General features: G+C 45.9%; 15 protein-coding genes. 10 read left to right on the forward strand and 5 right to left on the reverse strand.

Annotated elements, in window-relative coordinates:
- Positions 1–22: 22 nt before the first annotated feature.
- Complete coding sequence (locus HBAL_RS04855) at positions 23–2,077, forward strand: TonB-dependent receptor plug domain-containing protein (protein WP_015826813.1); 2,055 nt, start codon at positions 23–25, stop codon at positions 2,075–2,077.
- A 58-nt stretch (positions 2,078–2,135) separates the two neighbouring features.
- Here the strand turns inward: HBAL_RS04855 and HBAL_RS04860 are convergent, their stop codons facing one another.
- Positions 2,136–3,779, reverse strand: coding sequence for a GH35 family beta-galactosidase (locus HBAL_RS04860; RefSeq protein ID WP_015826814.1), 1,644 nt, complete (start codon positions 3,777–3,779; stop codon positions 2,136–2,138).
- 209 nt (positions 3,780–3,988) lie between these two features.
- Between HBAL_RS04860 and HBAL_RS04865 the strand changes: the two genes are divergently transcribed.
- Positions 3,989–5,191: a DUF418 domain-containing protein gene (locus HBAL_RS04865; protein WP_015826815.1), complete on the forward strand. Its 1,203-nt coding sequence runs from the start codon at positions 3,989–3,991 to the stop codon at positions 5,189–5,191.
- 23 nt (positions 5,192–5,214) lie between these two features.
- Here HBAL_RS04865 and HBAL_RS04870 read toward each other — a convergent pair whose 3' ends face one another.
- Both HBAL_RS04870 and HBAL_RS04875 read right to left on the reverse strand, forming a co-directional pair.
- Positions 5,215–5,586: a tRNA-binding protein gene (locus tag HBAL_RS04870; RefSeq protein WP_015826816.1), complete on the reverse strand. Its 372-nt coding sequence runs from the start codon at positions 5,584–5,586 to the stop codon at positions 5,215–5,217.
- Between the two features lie 4 nt (positions 5,587–5,590).
- Positions 5,591–7,234 carry a DUF262 domain-containing protein gene (locus HBAL_RS04875; RefSeq protein ID WP_015826817.1) on the reverse strand — a complete coding sequence of 548 codons (1,644 nt, stop codon included), beginning with the start codon at positions 7,232–7,234 and terminating at the stop codon, positions 5,591–5,593.
- A gap of 97 nt (positions 7,235–7,331) precedes the next feature.
- Here HBAL_RS04875 and HBAL_RS04880 point away from each other — a divergent pair, with 97 nt between their 5' ends.
- From HBAL_RS04880 to HBAL_RS04895, 4 genes are all read left to right on the forward strand, one after another.
- Positions 7,332–8,219, forward strand: a complete 888-nt coding sequence (locus HBAL_RS04880) for a fumarylacetoacetate hydrolase family protein (protein ID WP_015826818.1) — start codon at positions 7,332–7,334, stop codon at positions 8,217–8,219.
- Positions 8,220–8,255: 36 nt separating this feature from the next.
- On the forward strand, positions 8,256–9,296 hold the full coding sequence (locus HBAL_RS04885) for an MBL fold metallo-hydrolase (protein WP_015826819.1): 1,041 nt from the start codon (positions 8,256–8,258) through the stop codon (positions 9,294–9,296).
- A gap of 492 nt (positions 9,297–9,788) precedes the next feature.
- Positions 9,789–11,042, forward strand: coding sequence for an EAL domain-containing protein (locus HBAL_RS04890; RefSeq protein ID WP_015826820.1), 1,254 nt, complete (start codon positions 9,789–9,791; stop codon positions 11,040–11,042).
- 159 nt (positions 11,043–11,201) lie between these two features.
- Entirely contained in the window at positions 11,202–12,065 is an 864-nt protein-coding gene (locus HBAL_RS04895; RefSeq protein WP_015826821.1) for a TIGR01459 family HAD-type hydrolase, read from the forward strand.
- A gap of 89 nt (positions 12,066–12,154) precedes the next feature.
- Here the strand turns inward: HBAL_RS04895 and HBAL_RS04900 are convergent, their stop codons facing one another.
- Positions 12,155–12,835 (reverse strand): protein phosphatase CheZ, encoded by a 681-nt coding sequence (locus tag HBAL_RS04900; protein ID WP_015826822.1) that lies wholly within the window; start codon positions 12,833–12,835, stop codon positions 12,155–12,157.
- Positions 12,836–12,873: 38 nt separating this feature from the next.
- Positions 12,874–13,260, reverse strand: coding sequence for a response regulator (locus tag HBAL_RS04905; protein WP_015826823.1), 387 nt, complete (start codon positions 13,258–13,260; stop codon positions 12,874–12,876).
- A gap of 149 nt (positions 13,261–13,409) precedes the next feature.
- On the opposite strand from HBAL_RS04905, the gene HBAL_RS04910 reads away from it, so the two are divergent.
- The 4 genes from HBAL_RS04910 to HBAL_RS04925 all read left to right on the forward strand — a co-directional run bounded on the left by HBAL_RS04910 (position 13,410) and on the right by HBAL_RS04925 (position 18,708).
- On the forward strand, positions 13,410–13,838 hold the full coding sequence (locus HBAL_RS04910; RefSeq protein WP_015826824.1) for a MaoC family dehydratase: 429 nt from the start codon (positions 13,410–13,412) through the stop codon (positions 13,836–13,838).
- Between the two features lie 40 nt (positions 13,839–13,878).
- Positions 13,879–14,853, forward strand: a complete 975-nt coding sequence (locus HBAL_RS04915; RefSeq protein WP_015826825.1) for a bifunctional riboflavin kinase/FAD synthetase — start codon at positions 13,879–13,881, stop codon at positions 14,851–14,853.
- A 259-nt stretch (positions 14,854–15,112) separates the two neighbouring features.
- Entirely contained in the window at positions 15,113–18,082 is a 2,970-nt protein-coding gene (gene ileS / locus HBAL_RS04920) for an isoleucine--tRNA ligase (protein WP_015826826.1), read from the forward strand.
- 29 nt (positions 18,083–18,111) lie between these two features.
- Positions 18,112–18,708 carry a signal peptidase II gene (locus HBAL_RS04925; RefSeq protein WP_015826827.1) on the forward strand — a complete coding sequence of 199 codons (597 nt, stop codon included), beginning with the start codon at positions 18,112–18,114 and terminating at the stop codon, positions 18,706–18,708.
- The last annotated feature ends 55 nt before the right edge of the window (positions 18,709–18,763 follow it).

Genomic DNA, 18,763 nt, shown 5'->3' on the forward strand with positions numbered 1-18,763 from the left:
TTGTTATTTCTAAGAGAAAATTATGTTAAAAAAATCAATAGGGGCACTGGGTGTCCTGACTTTCGGCTGCATGGGCACCGGAATAAGTTATGCTGCGGATATAAATGCAGTTCAAACTGAGCCAGAAAATTTAACGACAGAGAACAATCTAGATAATGTGAGCGAAACGCATCATGACGATGATGGTCATGGTCATGATGACGGCAAGCAAGAAACGATTATTGTCGAAGCGACAAGGCTAGGACGTCGCGTTCAAGATGAGCCTATGCGCGTTGAAGTTATCAACCGCGAGGAAATCGAAGAAAAAGCCATAATGCGTCCGGGCAATATTTCTATGATTGTTGCTGAAACAGGTGGTGTTCGGGTGCAAGTTACATCTCCGGCTCTGGGGGCTGCAAACATACGCATGCAGGGGATGGCAGGGCGTTATACTCAGCTTCTTGCAGATGGGTTGCCGCTTTATGGTGGGCAGGCTGCGTCTATCGGTTTGTTGCAAATACCTCCAACTGATTTGCGACAGGTTGAGGTGATCAAGGGGTCAGCATCGTCTCTATATGGTGGATCTGCACTTGGCGGGGTTATCAATCTCGTCTCGCGACGCCCTATAGAAATTGCTGAAGGAGAGGTGCTTTTCAACGCGACGACCCAAGACGGCCAAGATCTTACAACTTATTATTCGACCCCGCTTGGGGAAGGGTTTGGTGCTTCAATCACAGCAGGTGCACACCGCCAAAATGAGCAAGATCTTGATTCTGACGGTTGGATTGATCTCTCAGGATATGAACGTTGGACTGCGCGGCCACGATTATTCTGGGAAGGTGATAATGGTGCCAATGTCTATTTGACAGCAGGTGCTATGAAGGAAGAACGTCAAGGCGGAAACCTAACTGGTCGCACAATGCCAGATGGCAGTTTTTTTGCGCAAAACCAGAATAGCACGCGTGTTGATAGTGGTCTAATCGCTGAAATTCCGCTCAACGAGACAATCAGCGTGAATATGCGGGCTTCTGGTATGGTGCAAGATCATGAGCATCTGTTTGGCGACCTGCGTGAAGATGATAAACATGAAAGCTATTTGGTTGAGGCGTCTGTATCTGGAAAAGTCGGCAAGACTGGATGGATAGCGGGTGTCGCAAACCAAACTGATACTTTCAGTTCTGATACTTTTAATGCGTTTGATTATTCTTATGAGGTGCCTGGTCTTTTTGCACAAATAGACCAAGATATCTTGGATAATCTATCTGTATCTGCGAGTGCCCGCGTGGATGAGCATAGTGAATATGGCACGCAATTTAGCCCACGTGTCTCTGTGCTTTATCGTCCTGGTGATTGGACAATTCGTGGTTCGGTTGGGCAGGGTTTCTTTGCCCCGACGCCATTCGTTGAAGCAATTGAAGCAGCAGGTCTCTCTCGCCTTGATAGTTTGAATGAATTGGAGGAAGAGACAGCTCAGACGGCATCGCTGGACATCGGTTATAAGCTTGGATCTGTTGAAGCAAATGTGAATCTATTTGCATCAGATGTTGATAATAGTGTGCAGCTTGTCGATTATGATTCTACTAATTCTGGGATGAGTGATCGCGTGCGGCTGGTTAATGCTGACGGGACATCTCGCATTCGTGGGTCTGAGTTCTTGCTGCGCTATTATCTGGGTGATTTCAAACTGACGGGGAGTTATCTCTATTTGGATGCAACCGAATCCGATGTTTCGTCGGGGCTACGCAAGGAAATAGAGCTGACGCCTAAGCATTCGGCAGGTTTTGTCGCAATGTGGGAGCAACATGATCGCGGACGTATTGGTTTTGAGGCCTATTATACAGGCAAGCAAAAATTAGAAGGCAATCCCTATCTATCTGAAAGCAAACCTTATGTGCATTTAGGCTTGTTGGCCGAAGTGATATTCGGGAATGTGAGTTGGTTTATCAATGCTGAAAATCTTCTAGATGTGAAGCAGACCGATGAGCACCCATTAGTGCTGCCAAATCGCGCTGCTGATGGTCAGTGGACAACTGATATTTGGTCACGAAATGACGGTTTTATTCTCAATGGCGGGGTGAGGGTGAAATTTGGCGGTTAATGCCTGCAATCTGATATAGAGGATAAGGCCAGCGCATTTTCATGGGCTGGCCTTATTTTTATTGGTAAGTGTATAGTTTGACTTTCTGAATGGAGTATTTTTCCGTATCCAGAAGAATGTGGCGTCCCTGATGGGTTTGGTCGCCATTAAACCATCGACCGGCTTTCCATTCACCTTCGATAAATTCCCCATTAATTGCGCTTTCTATGCCGGCAACACTGCCATCTGTGTTGAGTGATTTAAATTTCACCGTAACGCCTCGGCCTGCAATATAGAATTCTTCGTCGTTCGTTTGAATGATCATTGCGCCATACGCTGAGGGTGACTGTTCAGATTTGTCTCTCCAAGGTGAACCAAATGATATCGTAAACTCATAATTGCCGAATATGGCTGTGCGGTCAGATAGGTCTAATTCCCCTTCATAATTTGATGTTGGGCGAAAAGCGCGAAGGTGATCTGTTCCTTGCAATTCCAATATGTGAGGTGCAAGATCTGACAGCATTTTGTATGCTTGTCCTAGCGGCTCATTTTTTGCGTCTTCTATAGAGTCGATTGCGAAAGGACTATAGCCTATCGCGTCCAATTCACCGATTGAATATAATAAATCAGGTCCAGATTCTATACGTCCCGCGCGATTGGCTTCAGGAATGAAAAGCGCATTGCCGGGGCGAACGTATTCAGACACGCGTTCTACATAATTGGGGTAATAAATGTCGGGTGCTAGAAAATCTATATTCGGTGCGCCCGCTTTCCATATGTCCAAAAGATGAGGAAGAGGGCCGCCGGATGGGTATTTCCCCGGAAGAACATTAGGGCGATCCAACGCAGCGTTAACATACATTGGCAGATTATATTCTGACTTTCCCGCTTTTGCGACTTTGTCAGCGTATATCGCATAATGCCACGCAGTAAAAATTTCCTCTGCTGCTGGTGTTTTTCCAAAGACATCAGCCCAACTGCCGGCTGTTTTTTTACCATGCGTTGTCCATATCTTACGAACTTCAGGTGTGAGTGCATCTTCGTTGGCAATGAGGTGTTCGATTAGTTGTTGGGGAACATTGCCTGCCCATGTTTTCTCAGCAATGGGGCCATGCTCGCGTGCATCGGGAAGCATGCCAATTTCATTTTCCACTTGAACCATAATGACGGTGTTTTGTTCAGCATCGACCATTTTTAAATGCTTCATCATCGCTGCATATGCATTCGCATCAGTGTTAACGTTGGTGTCACTAAACGCGGAAAGAATTTCAGTGGTGTTCCCGTCGGCTGTTTGTACGCGGGGAAAGCGTTTCCAGTCACGTTTTACCCATGCTGGGACATAACTGGACATTGAATTTTTCCAGCTACCAAACCATAAAATGACCAGTTTTATGTCATGCTCTCGCGCATCTTCAATGAGCCAGTCTAGGCTTGAAAAATCGAAATTTCCCTCATTAGGTTCAATCATTTCCCAGTTAATCGGGGCTAAGATTGTGTTTATTCCAAGCGTTTGAAAAGTCTCCCAATGGGGCTGGAGTTGTTCGCGATTGGATGCAGATGAATTGCCCAATTCTCCCCCTAATATTAAAAAAGGGGCACCTTCTACATGCAATTGTTCAACACCGTTATGGCTGACAAGTTGGGGAAGTTCAGCAGATGCATTGCCGACAAACAAGCAAAGACCAAGAATTTGTGAAGTGATTGCCAAACGCCAGTGTGCCATTTTTTGTCCTGTAGGTTGGTATAATTTGTAAGATAGTATCTAAATAATTGGTAATACCAATTTTTAAAAATGAAAAGAGCTTTGTTCAGACCCTTAAGTTGGAATCAGGATGAATTGTATTTTTCTAAAATATTTGATAACGTTGTCATTGATATGCGATATGAACAAATAAAATAAAGAACAATGAACCGAAGGGGGCGATAGGGCTGATGAGTGAAACAACAATCTCATATTCAAAGCGGATGGAAAATTTGGATGCATTGCGCGGATTTGCTTTGTTTGGAATATTCATCGTCCACATGCCGGAATTGTTTGAGTTGTGGTGGGCGCATCCCTCCAGTGATCCCAATGAACTCTTTTGGCATGAGCTGATTTTTACCCTGTTTGGTGGAAAAGCTTTTGCTATGTTGGCACTAACCTTCGGGGTTAGCTTTTTTATCATTATGGATAGGGCAGCTAAGAAAGGGCAGAATTTTACAATCAGATTCATTTGGAGGCTGATTGTACTTGGTCTTATCGGCATGTGCCATTGCCTGATTTATCGCGGTGATATTCTGGAGGTGTTGGCTCTAATGGGACTATTTGTTATCCCGTTTTATTTTGTGAAATCCGTGCCGCTTCTGCTTGCCATTGGTGTATTCATGTTGCTGCAGCCTTATATGTTCATCCAGATGTTTAGTGGTCTTCAGGGGCAGACATGGGCAAATCAGCCCTTTGGATATTGGTCAGGTAGCATGCCGGACGTGTACACAAATAATGGTACGCTATTGGCCACTGTCCAAGCAAATTGGACAGAAGGTCGAAGTTTTAAATGGCTGTTTATGTTTGAATCTGGGCGTATGAGTCAAATAGCGGGATTGTCTGTTATTGGTCTTGTGCTCGGTAAAATTGGCTTTTTCAGCGAACCAGAAAAATACCGGAAATTACGTCAGATAGGTGTGTTAGTCTCTGCTTTTGCGTGTTTGATCTTGTATTTTGGATTGAATATGACGGATGGTGCATTGGTCAATTTTGTGCCAGCTACTTCTGAAATGATTATGCCCCGCACATTGTGGAATTCCATACTTTCAGGTTGGTTCAATGTTAGTCTGATGTCATTTTGGGTTCTAAGTTTTATCACGCTCTATCACGGAGTTGCACAACGATATCTGAATCTTCTTGCCCCTGTAGGCCGCATGACTCTAACACTCTATTTGTTGCAGTCATTGATATTCGTACCAGTGTTTTACAGTTTCGGTCTAAATCTGCATGCCACTATGTCTCAGCCTGTTGCTGTGTCGTTGGCGATAGTCTTTTTCGCACTTCAGATCGTGGCAGCACATATTTGGTTTCGGCATTTTTACTATGGCCCGATGGAATGGCTCTGGCGGGCCGCAACTTACCGCACTATGAAAGTTCAGTTTGTAAAATGATGCGGCTTGGGCACCTATCGGCGCTACACCAATCTAGCACCATTGGGCACTGAGGTGGCGGGGTGTCCAAGGACAATCTCGCCTTCCTTATCAGGAAAACCTAATGTCAGCACTTCAGACATAAATTTTCCAATCTGACGAGGCGGAAAGTTCACGACAGCCATAACTTGACGACCAATAAGGTCTTCCGGTGTGTAATTATGCGTAATCTGGGCTGACGTTTTCTTGACGCCAACACCTTCACCAAAATCAATGATGAGTTTGTAAGCAGGTTTACGCGCGCCTTCTAATGGAGCTGCTTCTATAACCGTGCCGACGCGGATATCTATTTGGCGGAAAACATCAAAACTTGTTTCTTCTTCTGGCCCTTGCGTTGGATCATCCACTTTATGCATTTCTCTACAGCTCCCACTCTGCGCGAAGCAGGTCGGCGAGTCTGCGGCCGCGTTCTCTTACTGTTGTCGGCGTCCACTCATCAATGTTTTGAATGTCGCGGCTCAAAGCAAAACTGGGATCACCATTTTTGAAGAAGAGCTTTTTCTTCGCTTCAAAATCTTGGCGGTCAGCCTCTTGGTTTTCAGCATTGTTGAGTAGGGTGAAATTACCGATACTATCCACCAATTCACGATGTTGGTTTGTTGAAGGCCACATCTTTGTCCAATTTGATTTGGCAGGCATATTACGCGGCAATATGTGTTCTAACGTTGCGTCCCAGTCTGGCGGTGTGGCCACGCCGTCATTGATTATCGAATTGATCCGCAAGCTTAAAGAGCGTCGCTGTCGGTAAGTTGCGAAACGGCCTTCAAGGCGCTCGCTGAGCATTTTCTTCTCTTCAGGTTTTAAAATAAGGTCGGAGTCTTCCGCAAATAGATCATCGCCATTTTCAATTGCGTTTGATATGCGATTATATCGACGTAAACGGAAGTTTCCGTCAGGACGTGTCAGCTGCATAGCAAATGCAACACGTTCCATTTCTCTGAAAAATTTGGTCAAAACGTCTGGAGAAAGATCACCGGAAATCATGTATCTGAGCACAGGTATGCGCCAGCTGGAATGCTCCAAACTGCGTAGATGCAACATGTGATTCCAAGCTTGCTGCGGAAATCCCTGACCGGGTTGTCTTAGCCCCAATATCAACTCAAAAGCATCAACATAGCGGGGGAGCATATCTTCGAGGAATACGCGGGCCGACATTTCCGGCACGATGTGGTCGCGATATCCTGACAGGATATCATCACCAGGCTTGCCGTGTAGTGTCCATACGAATTTGAGCAATTCGTCAAAACCAGTCGCATTCAGCCGGCGACCAAATTTATTCCATGCGATTGAATGCGTGGCAGCTTCATCAAGTGAAAATCCAGCGAGTTCAAAAAGCTCTGATTTGAGGATATCGTTTGCGCTTGGCTGTTTACCGCGTGTGTTTAAAACACGAAACACCGTGTATCCCATGTCGCGGTCTTCCACTTTTACACGCACAAGACCACATCTGCGTAGAATGTAATTTGAAAGATTTGAGCGCTCTTTATCTGACATTTCTGTCAGCATTTCCCGCATGGCTTGGGTATTGCTCAGAATGTGCTGAGGTGTCGCGCTGGATGTAATATATTGTTCAGCTTCAGGAGTCGCACCGCGTTTTTGGATAACTTCTCTAAAGATTGGAGTGTCGACATTATTTAAGGTCAGCCTCCAATAGGAAGGCCGCATTAGCGAGCCTTTGGCTTCTAGCATATCGTGCAGGCGGTTTGCTTCGTCTCTTATGGGAGAAAGATCACGCAAGATCGCAAAAAGAATGGACAATGTCGCAAGCCTTTGCTGACCATCAACAACTTCAACAGGATCTTTGGGAGAGTTTTGAACAACAACAATCGCACCTAAAAAATAAGGGCGACCTCTTTCCATTGCGTCCTGAAGGTCGGCGACAAGTTCTAATGCTTCTTTTTCAGTCCAAGAATATCCGCGCTGATAAGGCGGCATTAAAAGGCTGTCTGTTTCAGAAAATAACTCCCGCACAGTTATTTCCTGTGCTTTAAATCCAAGAGACATATATTCACCTCGTAACGCACGCGACTCAAACTCAGCAGATAGACCTCATCTGGGAGGTTTATCTTAACAACTAAAAACTTCTATAAGAGGGCTCCCAATGAAGCTGGCTCTGTTTTCCATTCCTTCGTCCACGACACACGCGCCTCGATTAGGTGTTGTGGTTAAAAATATGGTTTTAGACATCAGACAAAACGCTCCTTTTTTGTCTACGTCAATTGTTGATAACATCAGAAACTGGGAAGAGACGCGGACAATTTTAGAGCGTGCCTTAAATGATGCACCTGAATATGAGTTGAGCACGGTTAGGTTGCATTCGCCAGTGCCTAGACCATCTAAAGTTATTGCTATTGCCAAAAATTATGCAGCTCATGCGGCTGAAATGAATGGTAAAGTTAGTCCCGTGCAAAATTGGTTCTGTAAACAGGTCACGTCAATCAATGATCCTTTTGCTCCTGTGATGATGCCGGTGGTGTCTGATCAGTTAGATTATGAAGCCGAACTTGTTGTCGTGATTGGAAAATATGGCAGACATGTTCCAGCCGAGCGCGCGCATGAAATTATCGGTGGTTATATGTGTGGATGTGATTACACGATCAGAGATTGGCAAAAAGCAGTATCCAATTTCACAATGGGAAAAGGTTTTGATACGCACGCGCCAATAGGGCCGTTTGTTGTCACACCAGATGAGATTGAAGATGTGGATGCGCTGCGTATCCGCTGTTATGTTAACGATGAAAAACGCCAAGATGGCAAAGTTGCAGACATGATGTTTTCAATATCTGAACAAATTGCCCATCTGAGTGCAGCTATGACACTAGAGCCGGGTGATTTGATATTTACAGGAACGCCAGCCGGTGTCGGGCAGGGCTTTAAACCGCCAAAATACTTAAAAGTTGGGGATAGAGTTCGTGTTGAAATAGATCAAATTGGGTCAATGTCAGCAGAAATAATGCCCGAATCTGGAGAGTGTGTTATCTCATCTTGAAAACATGCTTAACAGGCATTGGCGAAGGATTAGACTGTGAGTCAATTTGTGGGTCGATTTGTTATAATAAGCGCATTGATAGCCGTGGTTTTCTTGGCTTTGGGGTATTTGCTTGTCGGACAAGCTGGCATTCGCTTGTCTAAATTTGAGCAAGCGCAGGCAAGTCATTTTGCAAATGCAAAAAAAGAAGCACCACCATTGGACGAAATTGTTGTTACGCCATGTGCTCAAGGTGCATGTTTGCTGGTGCAGGCTGGTGGGCGTGAATTTATTGTTGGTGCCTCTAGTGGCGCTGCCGATGGATTGTTGCAAAAAGGCCTACTCACGGAAAATCTGGACGGTGTCATCCTAACGGATTTGAGCTCTTCTCAAATCGAGGGGCTGATTGGCATACGCGATAGATCTTTGGAAGCTGGCCGCAAAAGCATGCTGAAAGTATATGGCCCTTCGGGCGTAGAGCGTGTCATTGAAGGGCTGAACGCTATGCTAGAAACGTCTGACGTTGATAGATCTGTTCGCTATGGGCAGGGCATTTTACCATTTGATGTCGCACAGGCTGAAGCTATTATTGTGGATGTTAACCCTGAAAATCATAATATTTTCGATTCTGGCGTGCTTCAGATAAATGCCTATCCGGTGCAATCTACATTAATGGGAGCTGAAGTTTTATATCGCTTCGATTATGAAGAGAAATCTCTCATCATTGGTGGATGTGGTGCGCGATTGGTTGATGTGAATACAGCCAAAGAAGGGGGAGCTGAACAGCCAATGTTGGTTTTGCCAGTTGCATCCAAAGCCCAGCTTGAAATCATCCGCGAACAGGCGAAAAAGGCTGGCCTTAGTCGTGAGAGCCGGTTCGCAACGGCCCCTGTCGAACATTGCCTAACACCAAGTGGACTTGGTAATCTTGCTGGAGCGACGCAGGTGAGTGGGGTTGTGGCTTCGCCATTATATCCAGCGCCGAACTCAATAGCTGAGCAGAAGATTTGGAAATCTGAATTTCAGTCAGAAACGAAAAACAGCAATATTGATATGTTTCTGGGACAAATCTGGGATTCTAGATCTGTCGCAAACTGAATTATCCACAAAATACTTTGGGTCACATTCTTAGATCGCCATGATGATTATGGTTTGAAGTTTGGACAATTGTTACGTGAAAAGTGCGGCGGGGACATGTCGATCCCCACCGACAGTCCCCGCGCTCCCCTTTTGCCCCCGCAAAAGCTTGCAGGCGATATTCTCTATCAAGCCTACAAGGTTCGCTGTCATGCACCCCTGCAAACAGCTTTGGAGAGTTAAGCTTAGGTCACAATTGAGAGTCTAGCCCTAGAGCGGCTTCAATGCTATTTCGCTTTCATAGTGTTGCGTTCAAAGCACATTCATGTGTCTGAGTGCTAACCTTATGTAGCTAGGGGCTATCAAAATGTGCCAAAGTCTTGTCTTCAATAGACAAAGGGCTTTTCATTTTTGGGTGAATAGTCTCAATGTTGTACAGTTAGCGGATTGTAAACGCATCAGCTTCATGTTGATTTTCGTTAACGCCGTCAAATAAAGAATCAGGACGCACTCATGCCGATATTTGCGCATGTCATGCTTGCATTGACCTATATAACCGCCTGCATTGTAGGGGGCGCAGCCCTGCATCGTTATTTAGGGGTTGATCTCACTATAGCTGGACTGATTGCGGCGGCTATTGGGTTAGCGGTGACTCAATTTCATGTGATTCTTTCTCGCAGTGGTGCTGCTAAAGAAGGCGACGACAAATTTCAATCACTGAGAAACGAACTTAAAAAACTCGTACAACGGGTTGATGAGACAGAGCGCCGTGCTGATGAATTACGTGATGAATTTGAACGTGAGATCGCAGATAGACGCGAATCGCTTGTCACTGAAATGCGTGGCCTTGAGACCATGATTTCGCGTATGTCAGACAGTTTTGAGACACGCTTAAGCAGCGTACGGGAAAATGGAACGCAAGCGAGCGTTGCTGGTTCTTCTGCTCTTGAAGCTGTCAGAGATGCGCTGCGTCAAAACCGTGTAGACTTACATTTGCAACCGATTGTGACGCTGCCGCAAAGACGCGTACGTTTTTATGAAGGATTTACGCGCCTTCGTCGTGCTGATGGTGAAGTCATCATGCCGGGTGAATTTTTGGCAGAGGCTGAAAGCGCGGGCTTGCTTGGCGTTGTCGACAACATGCTTTTATTTCGTTGTGTGCAGATTGTGCGCCGTCTCTCAGAGCGTGACCGACGTGTTGGTGTGTTTTGTAATGTGGCGATGTCATCTCTGGAAGATGAAACCTACTTCCCACAATTTTTGGAATTTATGCGTGAAAATCAAGATCTCGCGGGTGCGATGATCTTTGAAATTGGCGTCCGCAATTTCAATAATCGTTCCAATATAGCTGCACGCAATATGGGACGTTTGGCCGAATTAGGGTTTCGTTTCTCACTAGATAAAGGTGAGGGGCTGGATTTTGATCTGCCCGAACTCCAATCTTCTGGTGTGCGCTTTGTTAAAGTGACGGGTGATCGCCTGTTATCTGAACTTGTGCCGGGTGGACAACGCCCCGTATCTGGGATTGTGCGTTCAATTGCGCCTGAGGACGTATCTGCTGTCTTTATGCGGTATGGTGTGGATTTGGTTGCCGAGAAAGTTGAAGATGAGAAATCTGTGATTGAACTTCTCGATTTTGAAATCCCGTTTGGGCAGGGCCATGTGTTTGGAGCGCCGCGTCCAATTAAAGGATCTTTATTGGAAGAAACAGCACCGCCTCCAGAGTTTATTCGTCGCGTAAACGCTGCTAATAATATCAACGCATAATTGTTTGAGTTTTGAGGGTTCGGGTCTCTATATCTGGACCAAAAGGCCAAACTACATTATCGCACTATATCTGATTTTATAAACGGGTTTTGATCCGACATAGCAGCTTGCTGTGCCAGTATTTTATAGTCTGATCCCAAATTTGAAGAGCATCCTGATATGTCTACACTTCCGCGTCTCATCCATTTAAATCAGATCGCAGATGAGTATGAGGCCATATTATGTGATGTCTGGGGCGTCATCCACAATGGACGGGAAGTGTTTCCTGATGCTGTAGAGGCGCTTCGGCGCTATCGTGACATACGTGGACCTGTCGTTTTAATTACGAATGCGCCTGTGCCTGCTGAGCGTGTATTGATGAGCCTTGAACGTTTGGGGGTTGAACCAGATTGTTATGACGCAGTCATCACGTCAGGGGATGCAACGCGTGCCGAACTGGAAAAACGTATGCCCGGTCCTGCATATTGTATCGGTCCCGACTATGATGACCCGCTCTATCAAGGCCTAGCAATGGAATACACAACCAAGATAGAGGAAGCTGCTTTTGTTTCTTGTACGGGGCTGCGTGAAATTCCCAAGGATTTGCCAGAAAATTACCGCGATGAATTGACCAAACTGGCCGCACGCGAAATCGAAATGTTGTGCGCCAATCCTGATCTGGTTTTTCGCTATGGCGATGAATTAATCCCGTCAGCGGGTGCATTGGCTAAAATCTATGAGGAAGTCGGTGGCCGTGTGATACGTCCTGGTAAGCCAGGTGCTCCGATATATAATCTCGCTTATAAGAAGCTAGAAGAATTGCTTGGCTACAGACCGTCTGCTGACACCATTCTCGCAATTGGTGATGGCCCTGCTACAGATGCGCGCGGTGCAGTGCGTGAGGGGCTTGATTGCTTGTTTATTGGCGGCGGTATCCACGGAGATATCATGGATGAGAGCGAGAGCTTTTTAGAAGATGCTGCTCAATTGCTGGAAAACGACGATGCAGACGCTGCCTATGCCGCGCCTGCACTCGTTTGGTGAGGTCTGGTCATTTGGGGAATCCTCCAAAACCCTATCGGCTCACCGCCGCCATAGGTGTGAATTGGAAAATCAGCTTTGACTAAATATTCTTAGTCAAAGAGGGCGTCTATATCGTCCTGACTTGCATCAGGTGCTTCTGCAAACATCGCATCAATGTCATCTTGTGCGACTTCTGGTCCATCAATAGCAGGGCCATTGAGAAGTTGTTCACGATCACGAATTTCTTCTTTTGTTTCTTCACGCGCAGAATCGGTCACACCAAGCGCTGTTGAGAATGCGGTAACGCGTTCTTCAATGTGGCGCAGCGTTGTCACAACTTTGTTGACGCGTTGACCTGTCAGGTCTTGGAATGAACATGCTTCGATCATGCGCATCATTGCAGCATCAACTTGCTCTTTGTATGCGGCTGGATCGCTGATATCTGCACACATTAGTGTTTCAGCTTCAGTCATAATCGTTTCGGTTGCTGCTTCAGTGTCCCTGACAACTGCGTCAAGTTCCAATGAGGCACCAGGGATGCGTTCACCACTGATTTCATTCGGGCATAGATCAGAGATTTCATCTTTTGCCTTGTGAATGAAGTCAGCAATATATTTAAATTCACCATGAATCGTTTGATCTAGCGATCCAAAGAAAAATTTCATTGCGTCGGCCAATTGGTGAGACAGTTCAAGAACTTCTACCAATGGACGATCGCGTACATTACTTTTCTTCAGGGAGCTGATCGCTCCCCTGACTCTGTCGGCTACTTCGTTTGGTGCGGCTGTCATTTAATCCTCCCAGATCGGATGTGGCCCAGCTAGGGAAATTAAAATTCACCAAGTACGGCAGTAATTTTGCCTTTAAGTGTCGCAGCGTTGAACGGTTTTACAATATAGTTGTTCACACCAGCTTTTTTAGCGGCAATCACGTTTTCCGTCTTAGATTCGGCAGTTACCATGATAAATGGTGTCGCTTTTAGCTTGTCGTCTGCACGAACTTCGCGTAGCAGCTCATAGCCGGTCATCGGTTCCATGTTCCAGTCTGAAATGACAAGACCATAATTATTGCCTTGCATCTTGGCGAAAGCTTCTTTGCCATCTGCAGCGTCTTCGATATTCTCGAAGCCAAGTTGCTTGAGAAGGTTAGTGATGATGCGAATCATCGTTTTGTAGTCGTCCACGACTAGAACGGGCATCGACATATCGACAGCCATGGGAAATCTCCTTAGGGCGGCTAAAGTTTGTCTGTTTGGACTAGTCATAACCAAACAAGGCAAATAAACCGTGAAGGGAAATAGAGATTTCACGTATTAACGTTAACGTATTGCACGACGCGTTGACGGTGTGATTTGGAGTAATGAGAATGAAACCAGGCAAGACGTACGAAGAACTAGAAATTGGCATGAGCCACGAAAACGAGCACCTTGTAACAGAACAAGATGTGATGGATTTTGCGCGTGTATCTGGTGATTTTAATCCACTCCATGTGGATGAGGAATATGCAAAAACGACAGTTTTTGGAACACGTATTGCGCATGGTGCACTGACGGCATCATTCATTTCTGCAATCCTCGGAAATGATTTGCCAGGCCCTGGCGCGATCTTTACAGAAATGAATATGCGTTTCAAACGTCCAGTGAAAATTGGCTCTAAGGTATTGGTAAGAGCTGAAGTTTCTGAAAAACAAGACAGGCTGAACCGTGTCACATTGGCTGTGAAATGTTCAGTGGATGATAAAATCGTTATTCAGGGCGAAGCAAAAGTCATGGTCCCGAGTTCTGCAAAAAAATAAAATTCGCCAAGAATTTTTCTGTCGAGGATTGGCCATCTAAATGAAGCTGTTTCACACATTTGAAAATGCACCTGAATCTGTTCGGGGAGCAGGTGTTGCAATTGGTAATTTTGATGGCCTGCATTTGGGGCATCGGGGTGTAATTTCGACACTGCGTGATCTGTGTACGGAAAGAAATATACCCCTTGGTGTGTTAATGTTTGATCCGACACCATTTATTTTTTTTAATCCAGATTCACCATCAAAACGAATCATGAGTCTCAAACGGCGTGTCAAAGTGCTAAAACAAGGCGGTTTGGACGTCGCTTTTGCGCTACCTTTCGACGCAGAAATGGCTGGGCGCACAGATTTTGAGTTTGCAAAAGATGTTTTGAGCGATGGGTTAGGTGTTTCAGCCGTCTCGGTTGGCTATGATTTTTGTTATGGCAAAAAACGTATGGGAAATGTCACCACCCTCAAGAAATTTGGTGATGAAATGGGTTTTGATGTCTTGGTAACAGATAAAATTACGCCAAATAATATGGAAATTGGTGCACATGGTGAGGCGCTGAAGATTTCTTCAACTCAAATTCGCGAACTTATTTCTGATGGAGATATGGAATCCGCGAAATTGATGATGAAAGACTATTGGGTCACCGAAGCTAAAGTAGAGCATGGTGAAAAACGTGGTCGCACTATTGGTTTTCCGACAGCAAACATGAAGCTTTCTGATTATCAGCAGCCCAAATTCGGTATTTATGCAGTTTGGACGAGAATTGAGGGTGAGAAAAATTGGCGTCAGGGCGTAGCCAATTTTGGCAGAACCCCCACAACAGGTGACCGTGATCCTCTATTAGAGGTGTACCTTTTTGATTTTGAGGGTGATCTATACGACAAAGAATTAGAAGTGGCTTTTGTAAAATTTCTACGTCCAGAAGAAAAGTATGACGGGTTAGAGCCTTTAATCGCCCAAATACAAAAAGACACTGAAAATGCAAAACAAGTGTTGGCAGGGGTAAGCCAGCCAGTCGTTTGATTAGGTTTGGTGAAACAGGAGGCGGAAATCGTGTGAAACTTTTTCCTGTCTCTTTTCACTAGGCTTTTAGCCTGATATGGACTGAGCCATGAAAATGCAGAATATCATACGCATATATATACGTGCCCAAATAGGCGGCGCAATTCTCGGGCGAATTACTGGCCCGGTCCGCTAGAAGGCGCAACTCAAATTGCGACTCGGCGGTTCCGGGTTATCTCGCTAACCAGTTTCTGCAAAAAATCATCAAAAGATAAAAAATATGTCCAACGACACGAATACTCCTGAAGGCCGCGATTATCGCGAAACGCTCTTCTTGCCGACGACAGATTTCCCAATGCGCGCGGGTCTGCCAAAGGTTGAGCCGGTTTGGCTTGAAAAATGGGATGAGGAAAACCTCTACGAAGCTTTGCGTGAAGATGCAAAAGGGCGTCCTGAATTTATGATCCATGATGGCCCTCCATATGCTAATGGTCATCTTCACATTGGTCATGCCATGAACAAGATCTTGAAAGACCTTGTTGTGCGTACAAAACAAATGTCTGGTTTTGATGCCGACTATATCCCGGGCTGGGATTGTCACGGTCTTCCGATCGAATGGAAAGTTGAAGAACAATTTCGCCAAAAGGGCAAAGCCAAGCGCGATGTCGATCCGTCAGAATTTCGTAAAGCTTGCCGTGAATACGCCACCGAATGGGTCGGTATCCAACGCGAAGAATTTAAACGTCTTGGTGTGGTTGGAAATTGGGACGATCCATATCTAACGATGGATTATGCTTCTGAGGCGACAATCGTGGAAGAATTCCTGAAAGTGGGAATGTCGGGCCAAATGCGTCGCGGCTCAAAGCCTGTCATGTGGTCTCCAGTGGAGCAAACAGCCCTTGCGGAAGCTGAAGTTGAATATGAAGACCGCAAAGCCAATGTGATCTGGGTGAAGTTTCCAATCGCCAGCATTGGCCCAACGCTCGTGCGCGGTGGCCTTGAAGAGCATGATGAAGTTCTAAAAGGATTGGCAAGCGGTGCTGCAATAGTCATCTGGACGACAACACCTTGGACAATACCGGCTAACCGCGCTGTCTCTTATAGTCCCAGCATTGCATACAGCCTGTATGAATGTACTGAGCTTGAGGCTGACTTGCCGTTTGAGCCTTGGATTAAGCCCGGTGACAGGCTTGTCGTTGCAGATGCACGTGTTGAAACGGTCATGGGTGCAGCCAAGGCTGCTAAATGGAAAAAAGTTGGTAGTGTTTCTACTGATACTCTATCTAAATTGACGCTCGCGCACCCATTGCGTGACGCAGACCTTGGCGGTTATCAATTTGATGTGCCAATGCTCTCAGGTGATCACGTCACCGATGATGCGGGTACAGGTTTTGTGCACACAGCGCCAAGCCATGGTGAGGATGACTATAATGTCTGGCTCTCATCAGGACGTTCTACAGCAGATATCCCTGAAACACTCGATGATTTGGGATGTTACACAAAAGAATGTCCGGGTTTTGAAGGCTTAGATGTTATCCGCATTGATGGCAAAAAGCGCGGCCAAGATGGGAAAGCCAATAAAGCTGTCATGGATGCAGTGATGGGCGCTGGTAATTTGCTCGCGCGCGGCATGACCACACTGCGCGATGCACACTCTTGGCGCTCAAAAGCGCCTGTTATCCGCCGTGCAACGCCGCAATGGTTCATCTCTATGGATGTAGCGGATGAAAGCGGCAAAACATTGCGTGAAAAAGCAATGGCAGCGATAGCTGAAACGAAATTCACTCCCGAGCGAGGTCGTGCACGCCTAAGCTCCATGGTTGAGGGGCGTCCTGATTGGCTTATCTCTCGCCAGCGCGCATGGGGTGTGCCGCTGACTTTATTCGTCAACAAGCAAACCGGTGATATACTCAATGATAGCGATGTGAATGATCGCATTGTTGCAGCCGTTGAGCAGGGCGGTGCTGATGCGTGGTTTGTGACATCTTCAGACATCTTCTTGGGCGATCAATACAACGCTGAAGATTTTGAAAAAGTCACGGACATTCTCGATGTGTGGTTTGACTCTGGAACAACACACGCATTTACACTCGAAAAACGCGGTTTGAAATGGCCCGCTGACTTGTATCTTGAAGGGTCAGATCAGCACCGTGGTTGGTTCCAGTCCAGCTTGCTTGAAAGCTGCGCCACACGTGGCCGCGCCCCATATGAAGGCGTGCTGACGCATGGTTTTGTTGTGGCTCAAGATGGTCGTAAAATGTCCAAATCTTTGGGCAATGGTATTGAACCAGATGAAGTGTGTAAGCAGTTTGGTGCTGAAATCATGCGTATCTGGGTTGGGTCAACTGATTACACAGATGATCCAGCATTTGGAAAAGACATTATCGCAGCGAATGTGGATAGCTATCGTAAGCTCCGCAACACAATGCGCTATCTGCTTGGTGCTCTACATGGTTTTGACGACAGCGAACGCGTCGCCGTTCAAGATATGCCAAGCCTAGAGCAGTGGATGTTGCACCGCTTAACAGAAGTTGACGCAAAAGTGCGTGCAGCTTTTGAAGCTTATGATTTCCAAGCGGCATTCAAAGAGCTGCAAGTCTTTACCAATAATGATGTCTCAGCGGTTTATTTCGATATCCGCAAAGACAGCCTTTATTGTGATGCACCCGATGATATCCGTCGTCGGTCATGCCGCACAGTTATGGATGAATTATTCAAATGCCTCACAGCATGGTTTGCACCTGTTATGGTGTTTACATGTGAAGAAGCTTGGCGTTTGCGCTTCCCTGAAGCTGGTTCAGTTCACCTGCGTCAGTTCCCGCAAGTGCCAGCGGAATGGAAAAACGAAGCAGTTGCGAGCAAATGGTCTAAACTGTTTAAAGTGCGTCGTGTCGTCCTCGGGGCGTTGGAAATCGAACGTCGTGAAAAGCGGATCGGTTCATCCTTAGAGGCGGCACCGGATGTATATATCTCAGATGCTGAACTTTTAGCAGCGTTTGACGGTGAAGTCGCTGCAGATATCTTCATCACGTCTGATGTGAATTTGAAATCTGAAACAGCTCCAGAAACGGCGTTTTCTATGGATGATATAGAAGGCGTTGCAGTCGTTTCGGCTAAAGCCGAAGGTGTGAAGTGTGCGCGATCATGGAAGATTTTTGATCCTGCCACAGCCTTGCCCGAATTTCCGGGCATTACACCGCGTGATGCCAAGGCTGTCATGGCTTGGGATAAAGTGAATAAAAGCGCTTAGGCTTTGCCAAAAGCGAAAGAGGGAAGAGCATGATACAGGTAACAAACCGTTATTGGATTTGGGCAGGTCCAATTGCTCTTTTCTCTTTGATTTTGGACCAATTTACAAAAGCACTTGTGCTTGGAAATGATGTGTTTAATGCAAGGGGGTGTTTGTTTTCACCGACACCTAATTGCGGAAAAATAGAAATTTCTCAAAGCTTTGACCTTTCCATGGTTTGGAATTACGGCATGAGTTTTGGCATGATGCAATCTGATGGAATTGGCCGCTGGATTTTGTTTGCCGTCACATTCGTCATTGTAATTGCTTTTACTGCTTGGTTGTTGAAAGCAGAACGCAAAATGACAGCACTAGCACTGGCATTTGTCATTGGCGGTGCGATTGGGAATATGATAGATCGAGCACGTTTTGGCGCGGTCGTGGATTTTATGGATTTTTCTGGACCGTGGTTTGGAATAAAATTTAATGCGACGAGCGGGCCTTTTGCTTGGATAGATAAAGCTATTTACAATGGCGATGGAATTTTAGGTTTAGGTTTTCCATATGTGTTCAATGTTGCAGATATGGCTATTTCAGTGGGTGCAATCATATTGATTGCAGATCAACTGTTGGCGAAAGAGGGCTGATCGGGCTAGCTTTATCGCTAACCTGCATATAAGTGTTTTACAGGCTTGAATTTCG

Origin of the sequence: Hirschia baltica ATCC 49814, assembly GCF_000023785.1 — a bacterium.
GTDB lineage: Bacteria > Pseudomonadota > Alphaproteobacteria > Caulobacterales > Hyphomonadaceae > Hirschia > Hirschia baltica.